At 68.2% G+C, this 15,209-nt stretch carries 11 protein-coding genes; 4 read left to right on the top strand and 7 right to left on the bottom strand.

The genetic code is table 11. The features are described 5' to 3' along the window. The first annotated feature begins 6 nt into the window (after positions 1 to 6). Complete coding sequence (locus ACSFCA_RS00215) at positions 7 to 2,382, top strand: Tex family protein (protein ID WP_435458239.1); 2,376 nt, start codon at positions 7 to 9, stop codon at positions 2,380 to 2,382. 40 nt (positions 2,383 to 2,422) lie between these two features. Then, a complete protein-coding gene (locus ACSFCA_RS00210) occupies positions 2,423 to 3,496 on the top strand; it encodes a patatin-like phospholipase domain-containing protein (protein WP_435458649.1) in 1,074 nt (357 codons plus the stop codon). Here ACSFCA_RS00210 and ACSFCA_RS00205 read toward each other — a convergent pair. Genes ACSFCA_RS00205 through ACSFCA_RS00185 form a run of 5 tightly spaced genes read right to left on the bottom strand, consistent with a single transcriptional unit; the run spans position 3,460 to position 9,964 of the window. Further along, positions 3,460 to 3,810, bottom strand: a complete 351-nt coding sequence (locus ACSFCA_RS00205; protein WP_435458238.1) for a hypothetical protein — start codon at positions 3,808 to 3,810, stop codon at positions 3,460 to 3,462. The two genes, ACSFCA_RS00210 and ACSFCA_RS00205, sit on opposite strands and share 37 nt — an antisense overlap. A 14-nt stretch (positions 3,811 to 3,824) precedes the next feature. Further along, entirely contained in the window at positions 3,825 to 4,196 is a 372-nt protein-coding gene (locus ACSFCA_RS00200) for a RidA family protein (protein WP_258354656.1), read from the bottom strand. After that, positions 4,193 to 5,701, bottom strand: a complete 1,509-nt coding sequence (locus ACSFCA_RS00195) for an efflux transporter outer membrane subunit (protein ID WP_435458237.1) — start codon at positions 5,699 to 5,701, stop codon at positions 4,193 to 4,195. The genes ACSFCA_RS00200 and ACSFCA_RS00195 overlap by 4 nt, the downstream gene beginning before the upstream one ends. Before the next feature lie 20 nt (positions 5,702 to 5,721). Beyond that, positions 5,722 to 8,817: an efflux RND transporter permease subunit gene (locus ACSFCA_RS00190; RefSeq protein WP_435458236.1), complete on the bottom strand. Its 3,096-nt coding sequence runs from the start codon at positions 8,815 to 8,817 to the stop codon at positions 5,722 to 5,724. Continuing rightward, entirely contained in the window at positions 8,810 to 9,964 is a 1,155-nt protein-coding gene (locus ACSFCA_RS00185) for an efflux RND transporter periplasmic adaptor subunit (RefSeq protein ID WP_435458235.1), read from the bottom strand. Before ACSFCA_RS00185 ends, ACSFCA_RS00190 begins: the two co-directional genes overlap by 8 nt. A 208-nt stretch (positions 9,965 to 10,172) precedes the next feature. Between ACSFCA_RS00185 and ACSFCA_RS00180 the strand changes: the two genes are divergently transcribed. Both ACSFCA_RS00180 and ACSFCA_RS00175 read left to right on the top strand, forming a co-directional pair. Next, positions 10,173 to 10,877 carry a response regulator transcription factor gene (locus ACSFCA_RS00180; protein WP_258354660.1) on the top strand — a complete coding sequence of 235 codons (705 nt, stop codon included), beginning with the start codon at positions 10,173 to 10,175 and terminating at the stop codon, positions 10,875 to 10,877. Further along, entirely contained in the window at positions 10,870 to 12,282 is a 1,413-nt protein-coding gene (locus tag ACSFCA_RS00175; RefSeq protein ID WP_435458234.1) for a sensor histidine kinase, read from the top strand. The genes ACSFCA_RS00180 and ACSFCA_RS00175 overlap by 8 nt, the downstream gene beginning before the upstream one ends. 22 nt (positions 12,283 to 12,304) lie before the next feature. Here the strand turns inward: ACSFCA_RS00175 and ACSFCA_RS00170 are convergent, their stop codons facing one another. Together ACSFCA_RS00170 and ACSFCA_RS00165 are read right to left on the bottom strand one after the other, a co-directional pair. After that, a complete protein-coding gene (locus tag ACSFCA_RS00170; protein WP_435458233.1) occupies positions 12,305 to 13,888 on the bottom strand; it encodes a J domain-containing protein in 1,584 nt (527 codons plus the stop codon). Then, the gene (locus ACSFCA_RS00165) at positions 13,885 to 15,186 is read right to left on the bottom strand and encodes an energy transducer TonB (protein WP_435458232.1); all 1,302 of its coding nucleotides are present in this window, start codon (positions 15,184 to 15,186) and stop codon (positions 13,885 to 13,887) included. The genes ACSFCA_RS00170 and ACSFCA_RS00165 overlap by 4 nt, the downstream gene beginning before the upstream one ends. Positions 15,187 to 15,209 lie beyond the last annotated feature (23 nt).

The following is a 15,209-nucleotide window of genomic DNA, read 5'->3' as shown; positions in this document are numbered from 1 at the left end:
CAAGACATGCAGAAAATCATTCGCCAGCTCGCCGCCGAAATCAAGGTCGGCGAGAACCAGGTGAAGGCCGCCGTCGAACTGCTCGACGGAGGCGCCACGGTTCCATTCATCGCCCGCTACCGCAAGGAAGCCACCGACGGCCTCGACGACACCCAGCTGCGTGAACTGGAAGCGCGTCTTTCCTACCTGCGCGAACTCGAAGACCGCCGCGTGGCGGTGCTCAAGGCCATCGACGAGCAAGGCAAACTGACCCCCGAGCTGCGCGCCGCAATCGAATTCGCGCCGACCAAGCAGGAACTCGAAGACTTGTACCTGCCGTTCAAGCAAAAGCGCCGCACCAAGGGCCAGATTGCCCGCGAATTCGGCATCGAACCGCTGGCCGACAAGCTGCTGGCCGACCCCACGCTGGACCCGGCCGTTGAAGCCAAGGCCTTCCTGCAGCCCGCCACCACGCTGGACGACGGCAAGCCGGGCCCCGATTTCTCCACCGTGCCGCTCGTGCTCGATGGTGTGCGCGACATTCTTTCCGAGCGCTGGGCCGAAGACGCCGCCTTGGTGCAGGGCCTGCGCGAATGGCTCTGGGCTGAGGGCCTGCTCAAGTCCAGCCTGATGGCCGGCAAGGACGAGAACAACGCCGACGTTTCCAAGTTCCGCGACTACTTCGAGTACGACGAACCCATCGGCCGCGTGCCCTCGCACCGTGCGCTGGCCGTGTTCCGCGGCCGCGCGCTCGACATCCTCGACGCCAAGCTGGTGCTGCCCGTGGAGCCCGAACCGGGCAAGCCCAGCATCGCCGAAGGCCGCATCGCGCTGCACCTGGGCTGGAGCCATGCGGCTCGCCCGTCGGACGACCTGATCCGCAAGTGCGTGGCCTGGACCTGGCGCGTCAAGCTGGCGCTATCGACCGAGCGCGACCTGTTCACCCGCCTGCGCGAAGATGCCGAGAAGGTCGCCATCAAGGTGTTTGCTGACAATCTGCGCGACCTGCTGCTGGCGGCGCCCGCCGGCCCGCGCGTCGTGATGGGCCTGGACCCGGGCATCCGCACCGGCGTGAAGGTGGCCGTGGTCGACTCCACCGGCAAGCTGGTCGAAACCGCCACCGTGTTCCCCCACGAGCCGCGCAAGGACTGGGAGGGCTCGCTGCACACGCTGGGCAAGCTGTGCGCCAAGCACGGCGTGAACCTCATCGCCATCGGCAACGGCACCGCCAGCCGCGAAACCGACAAGCTGGCCGCCGACCTCATCAAGCTGCTGGCCAAGATGGCCGCCCAAGCCGGCGCGCCCGAAGTGAAGGTCGACAAGGTCGTCGTCAGCGAAGCCGGCGCCTCCGTGTACTCGGCCAGCGAATTCGCCTCGCAGGAAATGCCCGACGTGGACGTGAGCCTGCGCGGCGCTGCCTCCATCGCGCGCCGCCTGCAAGACCCGTTGGCCGAACTCGTGAAGATCGACCCCAAGAGCATCGGCGTGGGCCAGTACCAGCACGACGTGAACCAGAGCGAACTGGCGCGCACCCTGCAGGCCGTGGTCGAAGACTGCGTGAACTCGGTGGGCGTCGATCTGAATACCGCGAGCGTTCCGCTGCTCAGCCGCGTCTCGGGCCTGTCCGCCAGCGTGGCCAAGGCGGTGGTGCGCTGGCGCGAAGCCAACGGCGCGTTTTCCACCCGCAAGCAGCTGCTTGACGTGACTGGCTTCGGCCCCAAGGCCTTTGAGCAGAGCGCGGGCTTCCTGCGCATCCGCGACGGCGCCGACCCGCTGGACATCACCGGCGTGCACCCCGAAACCTATCCGCTGGTCGAGCAGATCATCGTGAAGACCGGCAAGCCCATCGCCGAGCTGATGGGGCGCGCCGACATGCTCAAGACGCTGAAGCCCGAGCTGTTCGCCAACGAGAAGTTCGGCGTCATCACGGTCAAGGACATCCTGGGCGAACTCGAAAAACCTGGCCGCGACCCGCGCCCCGACTTCAAGGTGGCGCGCTTCAACGACGGCGTGGACGACATCAAGGACCTGGTCGAGGGCATGATCCTCGAGGGCACCGTGAGCAACGTGGCCCAGTTCGGCGCCTTCGTCGACCTCGGCGTGCACCAGGACGGCCTGGTCCACGTGAGCCAGCTGAGCCACAAGTTCGTCAACGACGCGCGAGAAGTCGTCAAGACCGGCGACATCGTCAAGGTCAAGGTGATGGAAGTGGACGTGGCACGCAAGCGCATCGGCCTGTCGATGAAGCTCGATGCGGCGCCCGCGCGCCGCGACGGTCCGCGCGACAACCGCTTCGAAGGAGCGGGGCGTGGCCAGCAGCAACAAGGCCGGCGCGACAACTCGCCGCAGCCGGCGGGGCAGATGGCGAGTGCGTTTGCCAAGCTGCAGGGGTTGCGCAAGTAGCAAGCGGCGATGCACGTTTCTTGCTGACGCGTCCGGCATGATGAAAGCCCTGCGCATCTACGCCGGCCCCGCGGCCCGCAAGCACATCGAACAACACGGCCTGCGCCCGCAGGACGTGCGCACCATCCCCGGCGCGGCCGGCGGGCCCAAAGGCCTGATCCTCGGTGCGCTCGATCGCTTCATCTTCGGTCGCTGGCTCACGCAGTCGAGCCAGCAGGTGCATCTGGTGGGCGCGTCCATCGGCGCATGGCGGCTGTCGACGGCCTGCCTGGCCGACCCCGATGCCGCCTTCGCGCGCTTCGAGCACGACTACGTGCACCAGCAGTTCGAAGTGCCGCCGGGGCAGAAGCGGCTCAGTCCGAGCCAACTGAGCGAGCGTTTTGCAGAAAGCCTCGAATCCTTCTACGGCGGGCGCATCGGCGAGGTGCTGAGCCATCCGCGCTATCGGCTGCATGTGGTGACATCGCGCGGGCGCCACATCCTCGGGCGCGAGGGCAGGGCGCGCACGCCGGTCGGCTACCTGGGCGCCTTTGCCACCAACAGCCTGCACCGCAAGAGCCTGGGCGCGTGGCTGGAGCGCTGCGTGTTTTCCACGCCCGGCGCGGCCTTGCCCTTCGGCACGCGCGACTTTCGCACGCGCCAGCATGCGCTGAGCGAGGCCAACTTCAACATGGTGCTGCAGGCCTCGTGCTCCATCCCGTTCCTGCTGGCGGCGGTGCACGACATTCCGGGCGCACCGCGTGGCGCCTACTGGGACGGCGGTATCACCGACTACCACCTGCACCTCGACTACCAGCCGGCCGACGAGGGCATCGTGCTGTACCCGCATTTCCAGCAGGCGGTGGTGCCGGGCTGGCTCGACAAGGGCCTGCGCTGGCGCCACAAGGCCAGCGGCTTCCTCGACCGCATGGTGGTGCTCGCGCCCGACCCCGAATGGGTGCGGTCGCTGCCCAACGGCAAGCTGCCCGACCGCAAGGACTTCATCCACTTCGCCAACGACGCGCAGGCGCGCATCTCAGCCTGGGGCCGGGCTACGCGCGAGGCGCAGCGGCTGTCGGACGAATTCGAAGGCTGGCTTCAGCGCGACGGCGTGCCCGAGACGCTGCCCCTCTGACCTAGAAGCGCCAGCGGCGCGGCGCAGTCGAGGATGTTCACTTCCACCTCATCGCCGACCTTGAGCGAGGCGCCAGCGGGCCAGCGCCCTGTGCCGATCGAGCGCGTGTGCACGCCGCCGTTGCGATAGCGCACGATGGCGTAGGGCGCCGCTGCGTCGTCCTCGACGCCGCAATCATGGTCGGCCGCCTTGGCCAGATCGCCCGCGCGGCCGACGCTGACGACCTGCGCGGCCCGCCAGCCGGCCGAGTGATCGAACGAGTGCGCATCGAAGGCGGTGCAGCCGCCGAGCGTCAACGCCCATAAGGCGATCATGCGACGCACACCTTTCATGGCACTGGCCCGACCGCCGCCGTGGCCTGGATCTCGACGCGGTATTCGGAGTCGATCAGCTTCGCCCCAACCGTGGCGCGTGCCGGCGTGTGGCCGGCGGGCACCCATTCGTCCCACACCGAGTTCATCGCGGCGTAGTCGCCCACGGTGCGCAGGTAGATCGTCACGCTGACCAGGTCTTTCTTCGTCGCGCCCTGCGTGGCGAGCATCTCGTCGATGTGATGCAGGATCTCGCGCATCTGCCCGGTGATGTCGAGCGACGGGTTCTCGGCCACCTGGCCGGAGAGATAGAGCAGGCGCGCGGCACCCAGGTCGACGGTCACCATCTCGCTGAAGCGGGGGCCCATCTCGTGGCGGATGATGTTCATGGCGATGCGGGGGAATGGGAAGAAGACGAGGCAGCTAACTGCGCCGGTGGAGCAGCAGTATTCCACCAGCCGCCGCCGAGCGCCTGGAAGAGGGCCGCCGCGTCGGTCAGCCGCAGCGCGCGGGCCTGCACGAGGTTGAGCAGAGCCTGCTGCTGGGCCTGCTGCGCAATGCGCAGCGACAGTGCGCTGGCATCGCCAAGCCTCACCTGCGCCCGCGTACGCGCCAGGCTCTGCGAGGCCGTGCGCTCGGCCTTCAGGGCCGCCTGCAGCGTGCGAGTGTCGGCATCGATGGCTTCGAGCGTGTTGGCCACGTCCTGGAAGGCGGCGAGCACCGTCGCGCGGTACTGCGCGGCCGCCTGGTCGAACGAGGCCCGTGCCGCGGCTTCGCGGTGCTTCAGCGCGCCGCCGTCGAAGATTGGCTGGGTCACGCTGGCGGCCACGGTCCAGAACAGCGATGACGACTTGAACAGCTCCGACAGCGTATAGGCCGACGAACCGTACGAGTTCACGCCCAGCATCACGTTCGGCAGCCGCGCGGCGACTGCCACGCCGATGGCGGCGCTGGCAGCCTGCAACTGCGCCTCGGCCGCGCGCACGTCGGGACGGTGCTCGACCAGGCTGGATGGCAATGTCAGCGGCAACTCCCCCGGCAGTTGCAACGCATCGAGATCGAAATGCGCCGCCACACCTTCGCTCGGGTAGCGGCCTGCCAGCGTGGCCAGCAGGTTGCGCTGCTGCGCAAGCTGCTTGTCGAGCGGCGGCAGCGTGGCCTCGGTGGCGGCCAGCGATGCTTCCTGCGCATCGACATCGGCCAGCGCTACCTGGCCCAGCGCCTGCTGCTTGCGATAGGCCTGAAGCACTTCTCTCTGTCCCGAGACGATTTCCAGCGTGGCGCTTTGCTGCGCGCGCAGCGAGGCCTCGGTGATCGCTGCGGCCACCACGTTGCTGCTCAGAGTGAGCTTCGCGGCCAGACTCTGGAAGCGCTGCAGCTCGGTCTGCGCCTGCGAGCCCTCGACCTGCCGGCGCGTGGCACCAAACACGTCCGGCGTGTACGACACCGTTACCTGCGCCGTGTGCAGCGTGTAGAGGTTCGCATTCGACGACACCGGGCTCGCGACCGCGCTGGCAACACGCTGACGCGTGGGCGAGTAGCCAAGCGCCACGCTGGGCCAGAACGCGGCGCGGTCGGCGGCTTCGTTCTCCTGCGCCGTGCGCAGGGCGGCATCTGCGGCCTCGATGGTCGGGTTGCCCGCCAGGCTCTGCGTTACCAGCGCATTCAGCGGCTCGGAACGAAAGGCCTGCCACCACTGCGCCGGCACGTCGAGCTCAGGCGACAGGCGTGCCAATGGCACGCCTTCGGCCTCTGTGCTGCTGGGCGGAGAGGCCGTGTACTGCGCGGGCAGGTTCAGCGGTGGCCGCACATAGTCTGGCCCGACCGCGCAGCCACCCAGCAGCAGCACGATGCCGGCCGCCACGGGCGCCGCAAGGCTTGTTGTCTTCTTCATGTGTTGTGTCTCCAGCCTTCCTAACGGTCGCGGCGCGAGCGCGTGCCCCAGCCCTTGCGTTCGAACACGCGCTCCATCGCGAAATACAGCGTCGGCAGGATGAACAGCGTGAGCAGCGTCGACACCACCAGCCCGCCGACCACCACCGTCGCCAGCCCGCGCTGCACGTCGGTGCCCACGCCGGTGGCCAGCGCTGCCGGCAGCATGCCGACCGATGCCACCGTGGCCGTCATCAGCACCGGGCGTAGCCGCTCGGCAGCGCCTTCGAGCACCGAGGCCTGCAGGGCAAGCCCTTCGCCGCGCACGCGCCGGAAGTTCGCGACCATGATGATCCCGTTCTGTATGGACACGCCGAACAGCGCGATGAAGCCCACGGCAGTGGCCACGTTGAGCGTTTCGCCCGCCACGTGCACCGCGATCAGCCCGCCCAACGTGGCCATGGGCACCACACCGAGGATGAGCGCCACCTGCCGGATCTTGCCGAACTGGAAGAACAGCAGCACCGCCATGATGCAGACCACGATGGCCAGCGACACGCCCAGGCGGGCCTGCGCGCGCTGCTGGTTCTCGAACTGGCCGGCCCATTGCAGCCTGAACTTGGTCGGGTCGAACTTCACTTCCTTCGCGATGCGCGCCCGCGCTTCATCGAGGTACGAGGCCAGGTCGCGGTCGCGGTTGTCCACGCGCACGGTGATCTGGCGTTCGTTCATCTCGTGCGAGATCGTGCTTTCGCCGGTCTGCAGCCGGATGTCGGCCACCTGCGACAGCGGCACCTTCGCGCCGCTGGAGCTGTTCAGCAGCAGCGCGCCGATGGCTTCGGTGTTGCCCTTGGCGCTCTTGGGCATCTTCACTGCCACGTTGTAGGTGCGGTTCTCCGCGTACACCGTGATCACCGGCGCGCCGCCGATGCCGGTCTGGATCAGGCTGGCAACGTCGTTCGCGTTGACGCCGAAGCGCGCAGCCGCCTCGCGGTTCAGCTCGATCACCACCTGCGGAATCGGCGGCTCCTGGAACAGCGAGGCCGAGGCCGTGCCGCGCACCGTTTCCAGCAGATCGACGATCTGGTTGCCGATGCGCCGGCTTTCCTTCAGGTCGTCGCCGTAGATGCGCAGCACCAGCGGACTGTGCGCGCCGCCCACCGAATCGTTCACGCCGTCGATGATCGGCTGGCTGATGCCCACGTCGAAGCCCGGCATGCGTGCGAAGCGCTCGGTCAGCGTGCGCACGAAGGCCGCCTTGTTCACTCCGGCCGGCCATTCGCTGTAGGGCTTGAGGCCCACGGGCACTTCCATGTGCGAAGGCGTCCACGGATCGGTGCCGTCGTCGTTGCGGCCCAGCTGCGTCACCACGTACGACACCTCCGGGTATTCGAGCAGCACGTGCCGCAGTTCGGTGGCCATCTCGCTGGCCTTGTCGAGCGACAGGCCAGAAGGCAGCTGCACCTGCAGCCACAGCGCGCCTTCGTCGATGTCGGGCAAGAACTCGCGCCCGGCCGTGGCGCCCAGCACCAGCACCGCTGCCAGCGCCAGCGCGCTCAGGCCGTAGGCGATGGCGGGCACGTCGAGCAGCTTTGCCAGCACGCGGCGGTATGCGCGCGTGAGCCACTCCAGCGGCTTGTTGACGAAGGGCTTGCTCGGCTTGCGCAGCGCCACGTAGGCCAGGCTTGGAATGAGTGTGAGCGCGCAGAGCAGGGCGCCCACCAGCGCGTAACCTACTGTGAAGGCCATCGGCTTGAACAGCTTGCCTTCGGCCCGCTCGAAGGCGAACAGCGGAAAGTACGCGGTGATGATGATCAGCGTGGCGAAGAAGATCGGCCCCGACACGTGGCTCACGGTTTCGAGGATGTTGCCCTCGGTGAGCGTGGCCTCGGGTTCTTCCTCGCGCCGCCGCAAGATGGCTTCCATTACCACGATGGCACCGTCCACGATGATGCCGAAGTCGATCGCGCCCAGCGAGAACAGGTTGGCCGGCATGCGGGTGAAGTGCATCACGATGAACACCGTCACCAGCGACATCGGAATGGCCACGGCAGCCACCACCGCACTGCGCGGGCTGCCCAGGAAAAGAATGAGCACGAAGCACACCAGCGCCATGCCTTCGAGCACCGTGTGCGTCACCTTGTCGACGGTGAGCTTCACCAGGTCGTCGCGGTCGATGTAGGGCACGATCTTCACGCCCATGGACGCGAGCTCGGCCTGCAGTTCGTCGATCTTCTTGTGCACGCCTTCGAGCACGCGCGACGGGTTCTCGTACTTGAGCATCAGCACGATGCCCTCGATGGTGTCGGGGTTGGTGTCCTTGCCGAGGATGCCGCCGCGCTCCTGGTGGCCGAACTGCAGCCGCCCCAGGTCGCGCACTAGCACCGGCGAGCCACCGTTCTGCGCCACAACCACGGTGCCCAGGTCGTCCAGCGTGTGGATCTGGCCGATGCCGCGCACCACATAGCTCTGGTCGCCGCGCGCGATGCGCCCGCCGCCCGCGTTGGCGCTGTTGTTGTTGATGGCCGTGACCACATCGTTCAGCACCAGCCCGTATTTCTGCATGCGTGCCGGGTCGAGTTCGAGCTGGAATTCGCGCGTGAAACCGCCGAAGTTGTTGATGTCTACCACGCCCGCCACCTGCTTGAGTGCGGGAATCACCTTCCAGCGCTGCAGCTCCGACAGCTCCATCAGGTTCTTCGTGTCCGATTCGAGCGTGTAGCGGTAGATCTCACCGGCCGGCCCTGCAACGGGCCCCAGGCCTGGCTGCGCCCCGGAAGGCAAGCTGACCTGCCCGATGCGCTCGGTGACGCGCTGGCGCGCGAAGTAGTCGTCGGTGCCGTCCTTGAAGCTCAGGTTGATGAGCGACAGCCCGAAGGTGCTGCTCGAGCGGATCGAGGCCAGCCCCGGCGTGTTGCTCAGCGCGCGTTCCAGCGGCGTGGTGATCTGCTGCTCGATTTCCTCGGCGGCCAGGCCGTTGACCTGCGTTGTTACCTGCACGGTCACGTCGCCGAGGTCGGGGTAGGCCTCGACCGTCATCTGCGTCCACGACCAGGCGCCGAACAGCACCAGCGCCACCGACATCGCCCAGGCCAGGTGCCTGCGGCGAAAGAACTGGGTGATGATGAGATTAATCATTCAGCAACACACCGCCACGCACCACCACGCGCTCGCCCGCGGACAGGCCGCTGCGGATGCGGACCTTGTCGCCATCTTCGCGGCCCAGCTCGACCATGCGCCGCACGAAGGTCCAGGGCTCGGCCTCGACGAACACGCTCACGCTGTCGTTGTTCATCAGCAGGGCAGAGGCCGGCACCTGCGGCTGTGCGCCCTGCGGCACGCCCAGCACGGCCGTTGCGTACATGTTGGGCTTGAAGATGCCCTCGGGGTTGGCGAACACGATGCGCGCGCGGGCGCGGCGCGTGTCCGCGTCGAGCACCGCGCTCACGAAGCCGACCTTGCCGCTGAAGCTGCGGCCCGGGTAAGCGGCCAGCGTAACGACCGCGTTCTGCCCCGGGGTGACCGCACCCACGACGTTCTCGGGCACGTTGACCGTGACCCACACCGAGTCGAGGTTCGACACCGTCATCAGCGCCGCATTGGCGTCGTTCAGGTTGGCGCCCGCGGCTGCGTTCAGCGCAGTGACCGTGCCGGCCATGGGCGCGACGATCTTCAGCACCTGGCCCGCCTGCCCACCGCTGCCTTCAGCGCCCAGGCTGCGCAGGCGCGTTTCGCTGCGGTGCAGTTCGGCCGTCTGCTGCGCGACGCTGCTCTGGGACGCCTCCACGTCTTTCGCGGCGTTGGAACCGGCCTCGTTCACGCCGCGTGCCCGCACCAGCGCGCGCTGCGCCAGGTCGAGTGCGTCGCGTGCCTTCTGCGCGTCGGCCACGGCCTGCGCGAGATCGGGCGAGGCCATCGTGGCGAGCACCTGGCCGCGCTTGACCGTGTCGCCCAGGCGCACCTTCAGTTCGAGCAGCTTGCCGGTCAGCGGTGGGAGGATGTTGACGGTGCCAGCCGGGTTGGCCTCCACCGTGGCGGGCAGGCTCACCTCGTGCGGCAGGGCGTCCTGGCTGACCGTGGCGACCAGCAGCCGGTCGCGCAGCGGCGAGCCGGCGGGCACGCTCAGGCGGTTGCCCTGGCGCACGAGCATCGGCGCGGGCGCGGCGGCCACGGCGGTGGCGGCATGGGCGGTGTTGTCGAAGGAGTCGACGCACAGCGCCGCGCAGGTCAGCACGCCGAACACGATGCGTGCCGGCGTCATCTGGTACAGGGATTTCTTTTTCATCTTCATCGTCGCAATGCGTCCGTTGCGAGGACGGGCGCGCTGCGCACGGAGTGCCTTCCCCATGCCCTCGATCCGCTCCCGTCTCCTCTCGGCGAGGGTACGAAAGGGCGGCTTAAGAAGTTCTCAAGAAATCCTGAAGATGTCTTAAGGATTGGCTCTTGCGCACCCTGGCGGCCTGAAGTCAGGAAGCCGGGGCATGATTCGCGCCATGAGAATTCTGTTGATCGAAGACGACCGCAAGGCCGCCCGGCTGCTGGCCCGGGGCCTGCAGGAAGAGGGCTTTGTCGTCGACGTCGTGCACACGGCGGAGGAGGGCGACGAAGAAGCATTCGTCGTCGCCTACGACCTGATCGTGCTCGACTGGATGCTGCCCGGCAAAGACGGCCTCACCCTGTGCCGCGACCTGCGCCAGCGCGGCTGCAAGACGCCCGTGCTCATGCTCACCGCTCGCGACGCGCTGAGCGACCGCGTGGCCGGCCTCAACACCGGCGCCGACGACTACCTGACCAAGCCCTTTGCCTTCGACGAACTGCTGGCCCGCGTGCGCGCCTTGCTGCGCCGCTCCGAGATCATGCGGCCCGTGGTGCTCGCGCTGGCCGACCTGAGCCTCGACCCGCAGAGCCAGCGCGTGCTGCGCGGCGGCATGGTGCTCGACCTGACGCACAAAGAGTTCGCGATCCTGCAGATACTGCTGCGCCATGCCGGTGAGGTGGTGAGCCGATCGCGCCTGGCCGAGCAGGTGTGGAAGGACGACCTGATCGCCATCGACAACCTGATCGACGTGCACATCAGCAACCTGCGGCGCAAGGTCGACGCGCCGCCGGCCGCGCCGCTGATCCAGACCGTGCGCGGGCGCGGCTTCAGGCTGGCACTGGCCGACGACGGCGCGAGCAATGGCAGCGCGCATGCTTAGCTTCCGCAAGCGGCTGGCGCTGGCGCACGTCAGCGTGATCGTGGTGGTGATGGCGATCGCCGCCTTCGGCTCGTATCTCGTGTTCTCGCGCAACGTGCACCGCGAGCTCGATGCCGCGCTGCTCGCGCTGGCCGAAACCGAAATGGGCATGCTGCTGTCCGCCGGCGAGGGCGACAACGTGATCGTGCACGAGGCCCCGCCCGGCCCTGGCGCGCCTTCGTTCGTGCGGCTGGACCGGCTGGTGCAGATCGTCGACGCCGAGGGCCGCGTGCTGGCGCGCAGCAGCAACCTCGGCGAGGCGCAGCTGCCCATTCCGCTCGCGCTGCGCCAGCGGCTCGCGGCGGGCGAGACCGTGTTCGAGACGCTCGACGGCTTCGGCGAGGAGCCGACGCGCATGGTCTCGGTGCCCGTGCCGGGGCGAGGCTCTTCCTTGTTGGCAGTGCAGGTAGCCGGCTCGCTGGACGACGTGAACCGCACGGTGGCGATGGCCAGCGTGCTGTTCCTGATCCTCGGCGGCGCGCTGCTGCTGGCGCTTGGTGCGGCGGGCGCATTGATCACCCGGCGCGCCTTCGGTGCCATCAACGACGTGGTGCAGCAGGCCCATCGCATCGGCGACGCGAACCTGGGCGAGAGGCTGCCGCACCCCGGAACGAACGACGAGATCGGCCGGCTGGTCGACACGCTCAACGCCATGCTGGCGCGCATTGAGCAGGGCATGGAGGCGCAACGGCGGTTCACGGCCGACGCGTCGCACGAGCTGCGCTCGCCGCTGTCGCGGCTGCGCACCGAGCTAGAACTGGCCTTGCGCAGGCCGCGCGAACCGGCGGCCTATGTGGAGACGCTGCATTCCTCGCTCGAAGAAGTCGAATCGCTCACGCTGTTGGTCGAAGAGCTGCTGGTGCTTGCCCGGCTCGACGCGGGGCAGGAACGCGACGCGGCCGAGACGGTGTCGCTGAATGTGCTGGCGGAAGAGGCCGTGCGCCGACTGGAGCCGATGGCGCGCGAGCGGCGGCTGGAGATTTCATTGGCACCCGCACCGCCCGTGGCTGCGCGGGTGGCGCGCGGCGCGGCGAGCCTCGCGCTGGCCAATCTGCTCGACAACGCGCTCAAGTTCTCGCCGGCCGGCACCACGGTGCGCGTGAGCCTGCGCGCGGACGTAGATGCGAACGAGGCCGTCCTCAGCGTGGCGGACAGCGGGCCGGGCATTCGCGGAGACGAACTGCCGCATCTGTTCGAGCGCTTCTACCGCGGTGCCACGGCGCGGTCGGACGAGAAGACACCTGGGCTCGGGCTGGGGCTGGCCTTGTCGCAGGCTGTGGTGCATGCGCATGGCGGGCGGATCGAGGCGGCGAATGAAAGCGGCGGCGGAGCACGGTTCGATATGCGGTTGCCGCTGGCGCGGTGAGCCGACGGCTTTCCGATGCCGCCTAAGGCTGCCTGGACGGCGAACCGTTCGACAGCGGCGAGCCCGGTGTCAGCCAGACGCTGGTGTCGTCCACCACGCGCGGAGCCGGCGGTACGGGCTTGGGCTGCGGCGGGGGCGGCGGAGGAGGTGGTGGTGCGTCCGCCCGCCATGCAATCGCCGGCGAGACCCAGGCGCTGCCCCGTGCTGCTGCAAGTTCCTTGTCAATGAGCGCCTTGGTCCGTTGCTGATTGCGCTTGAGCGAAACGTCCACAGCCGCAAGCGGCACGGGTGGCCGCCACAGTTGCTTGACGAGGCAGTCCAGCACCAGCCGGTCGAAGGCTGGGCCGAAGCTGCCTTTGTCGTGTTCCCGGCCGTGATAGCCGAGGATCTCCGCTGTGTCCGCGCATTTCTTCGCATCGACCTTTCCCTTGGTCAAGCTGGCCACCGTCTTCTTCGCCACGTCGAACTGCGCTACGGCGGGTGCGGGCACCGCTGGAGGAGGCGGCCTTTGCGCGGTGAGCGGCGTAGCCGGGGTGATCGAAGGCACATGCAAGGGAGCCGGCTGGCTGTAGCCCGAGCCGGCCAGACGCGGAAAACTCGCAGCGGGCGGTATGTAGGGATCGTTGCTCGACGACAGCATCCTGCCCAGGCTTCCGAGCACAAGGAACGCGAGAAACAGGAAGCCGGCGACATTGTTGGAGCCCTTGTCGCCGGACGGCTTTGGCCGGGCCTTTGCCACCGTGCCATGCGGCTTGCCGGTAACGGCCCGGCGCCACTTGGGCACCTCGGCATCCCACTCCCGCCATTTCACGAGGTTCTGCGTGTTGGTGACCACGTGCAGCCAGTTCGGCCAGGTGGCGTTCAACTGCTCGGCCAGCGGCAGGTCCTGGATCAGCACGCGGTCGCTCGGGCGGCGGGCGTGGCGCAGGCGGCGGATCAGGTCACGCTGCGGCGTGCGCTGCGTGTCGAGCTGGCGGTCATACATCTCCAGCTCGCGGATGGCCACGTCGATGAACTGCCCCGCGGGCCCCAGTCGCAGCAGTCGGCTGCCGTCCTCGCGCCACTTGAAGCACGTCATGGCCGGGCCGAACAGAAACTCGTGGCCGGGCTTCCAGCCTCGCGCGAGGATCGTTGCCAGTCCCCATTCGAAGAGGAACTGCGCGTCGAGGTCGAGCAAGCGCGGATCGTCGAGCATGCGTTCGAGAAGCTGGCGGCCTTCGGCGAGGTCGGTGGGCGGGCGGACTTCCAGACGCTTCTGCAGCTCGCCCAGCACTGCGCGGGCGAGCGTTTCGGAGTCGGCGAGCCGGGCGCGGGAGGCTGCTTCGTCGTCCGTGCGGTCGGGTGGCGCCTCCGGCGCGGGGCCTTGCTGCGACTGCGGCGCCACCGCCTCCGGTGCTTCCTGCGCGGCGGCCTGCGCACGCTGCTGCATGTAGTTCGCCCAGCCCATCGCGGTCTCGTAGGCTTCGCGCAGTGCCTGGAAGGCCTCGGGGTCGGCCTCCTGGTCGATCTGCTTCAGGCGCTGGGCGTAGGCCCGGCGTATGGCGCGCTCGTCCGCCTTGTCATCGAGCCCGAGGTGCTGCAGGAAGGGAAACGACTGGGTGTTCATGAGCCGAGCCGGAAATTGATCGGGGCGTTGAACCAGGCATCGACGTACTGGCTGTCGACCCTGGCCGGATAGAAGCTGGCGTTGCGGATCGCACGCACGGCGGCCTCGTCGAGCAGCGCATGGCCCGATCCCTGCATGACGCGCACTTCGCCGATCTCGCCGTTCTTGCGAATCAGCACGCCGACGATCACCCGTCCCTGGAGCCCGTCGCGCTTGGCCTGCGAGGGGTAGGAAATGGATGGCGGCGTGCGGTAGCGCGCCGGTGCATCGACGGTCTCGGCTTCGAGTTGCCGCACGGCTTCCTCCCGCGCCTCTGGTGTGGCCAGAGCCAATGCGGGGCTGACACCCGCCGTCGCCTTGTCGGCCGGCGCGCTCCACCACAGCAGCACACCAAGCACGACGAAGAGCAAGACCACCAGCGCCAGCGTGCGAGCCAGCGAAGGAGGCTTGCTGGCCATGTGCGGCGGGTCGTCAGTGGCTTGCGCGCTTGTCAGCTCGCGCTCCCATGCCCGCCATTGCGCGACGTTCTTCGAGTTAGTGACGATGTGAAGCCAGTGCGGGTACAGCGACACCATGTGCTCGACGGCGGATGTGCACATGATCAGCACCTGGCTCTCCGGCCGTTCGTTCTTGCGTAGCAGCTGAATCAGCTGTTCACGAGACGCACCGTTATAGATCGGTGCACCCCGGCTGCTGAAGGCTTCGAATTCGACGATTGCGCTGTCCACGATCTGTCCCTCGCGGCCCAGCGACAGCAGCCGCGCCCTGTCGTGACGCCAGTCGAAGGTCTCGACGGCCACTTCGAACAGCAGTTCGTGCCCCGGTTGCCAGCCCGACGCGAGGATGGCCGTGACGCCCCACTCGAAGAAAAAGCGCGCGTCCATGTCGATGAGGCGCGGATCGTCCAGCGCCTGCTGCAGGCACTCGCGCACTGGTGCGGCCTTGGTGAAGTGCCGCTCGTGCAGGGCCTGCGCCAGTTCCGCGCGCAAGACCTCGGCAATCGCGCGCGGGTCGTGTGGCGTCGCGATGGGCTCGGCTGCCGCGACCGCCTCGGGCTCCGGTGCGGGCAAGGGTGCGGGGGCGGGTTCAGGCTGCTCGTGGTCTTCCGCCTGCTGTTGCAAGCGCCATTGCAGCCACCGCATCGAGGTCTCGTAGGCCTCGCGCAGGGCCTGGAAACCCGCGGGGTCGGCTTCCTGGTCGACGGTCTTCAGGCGCTGCGCATAGGCGCGGCGCACGGCGCGCTCGTCCGCGCTCTCGTCGAGATCCAGGTACCGGAGAAACGGCACGGAACTGGTCATGGGGCCTCGGCCAGCAGGCGTGC

The sequence above is a fragment of the Variovorax multivorans genome (genome assembly GCF_051216835.1).
In the GTDB taxonomy this organism is placed as follows: domain Bacteria; phylum Pseudomonadota; class Gammaproteobacteria; order Burkholderiales; family Burkholderiaceae_C; genus Variovorax.
The sequence above is the reverse complement of the archived record's forward strand: the minus strand, read 5'-3'. Positions and strand labels throughout refer to the sequence as shown.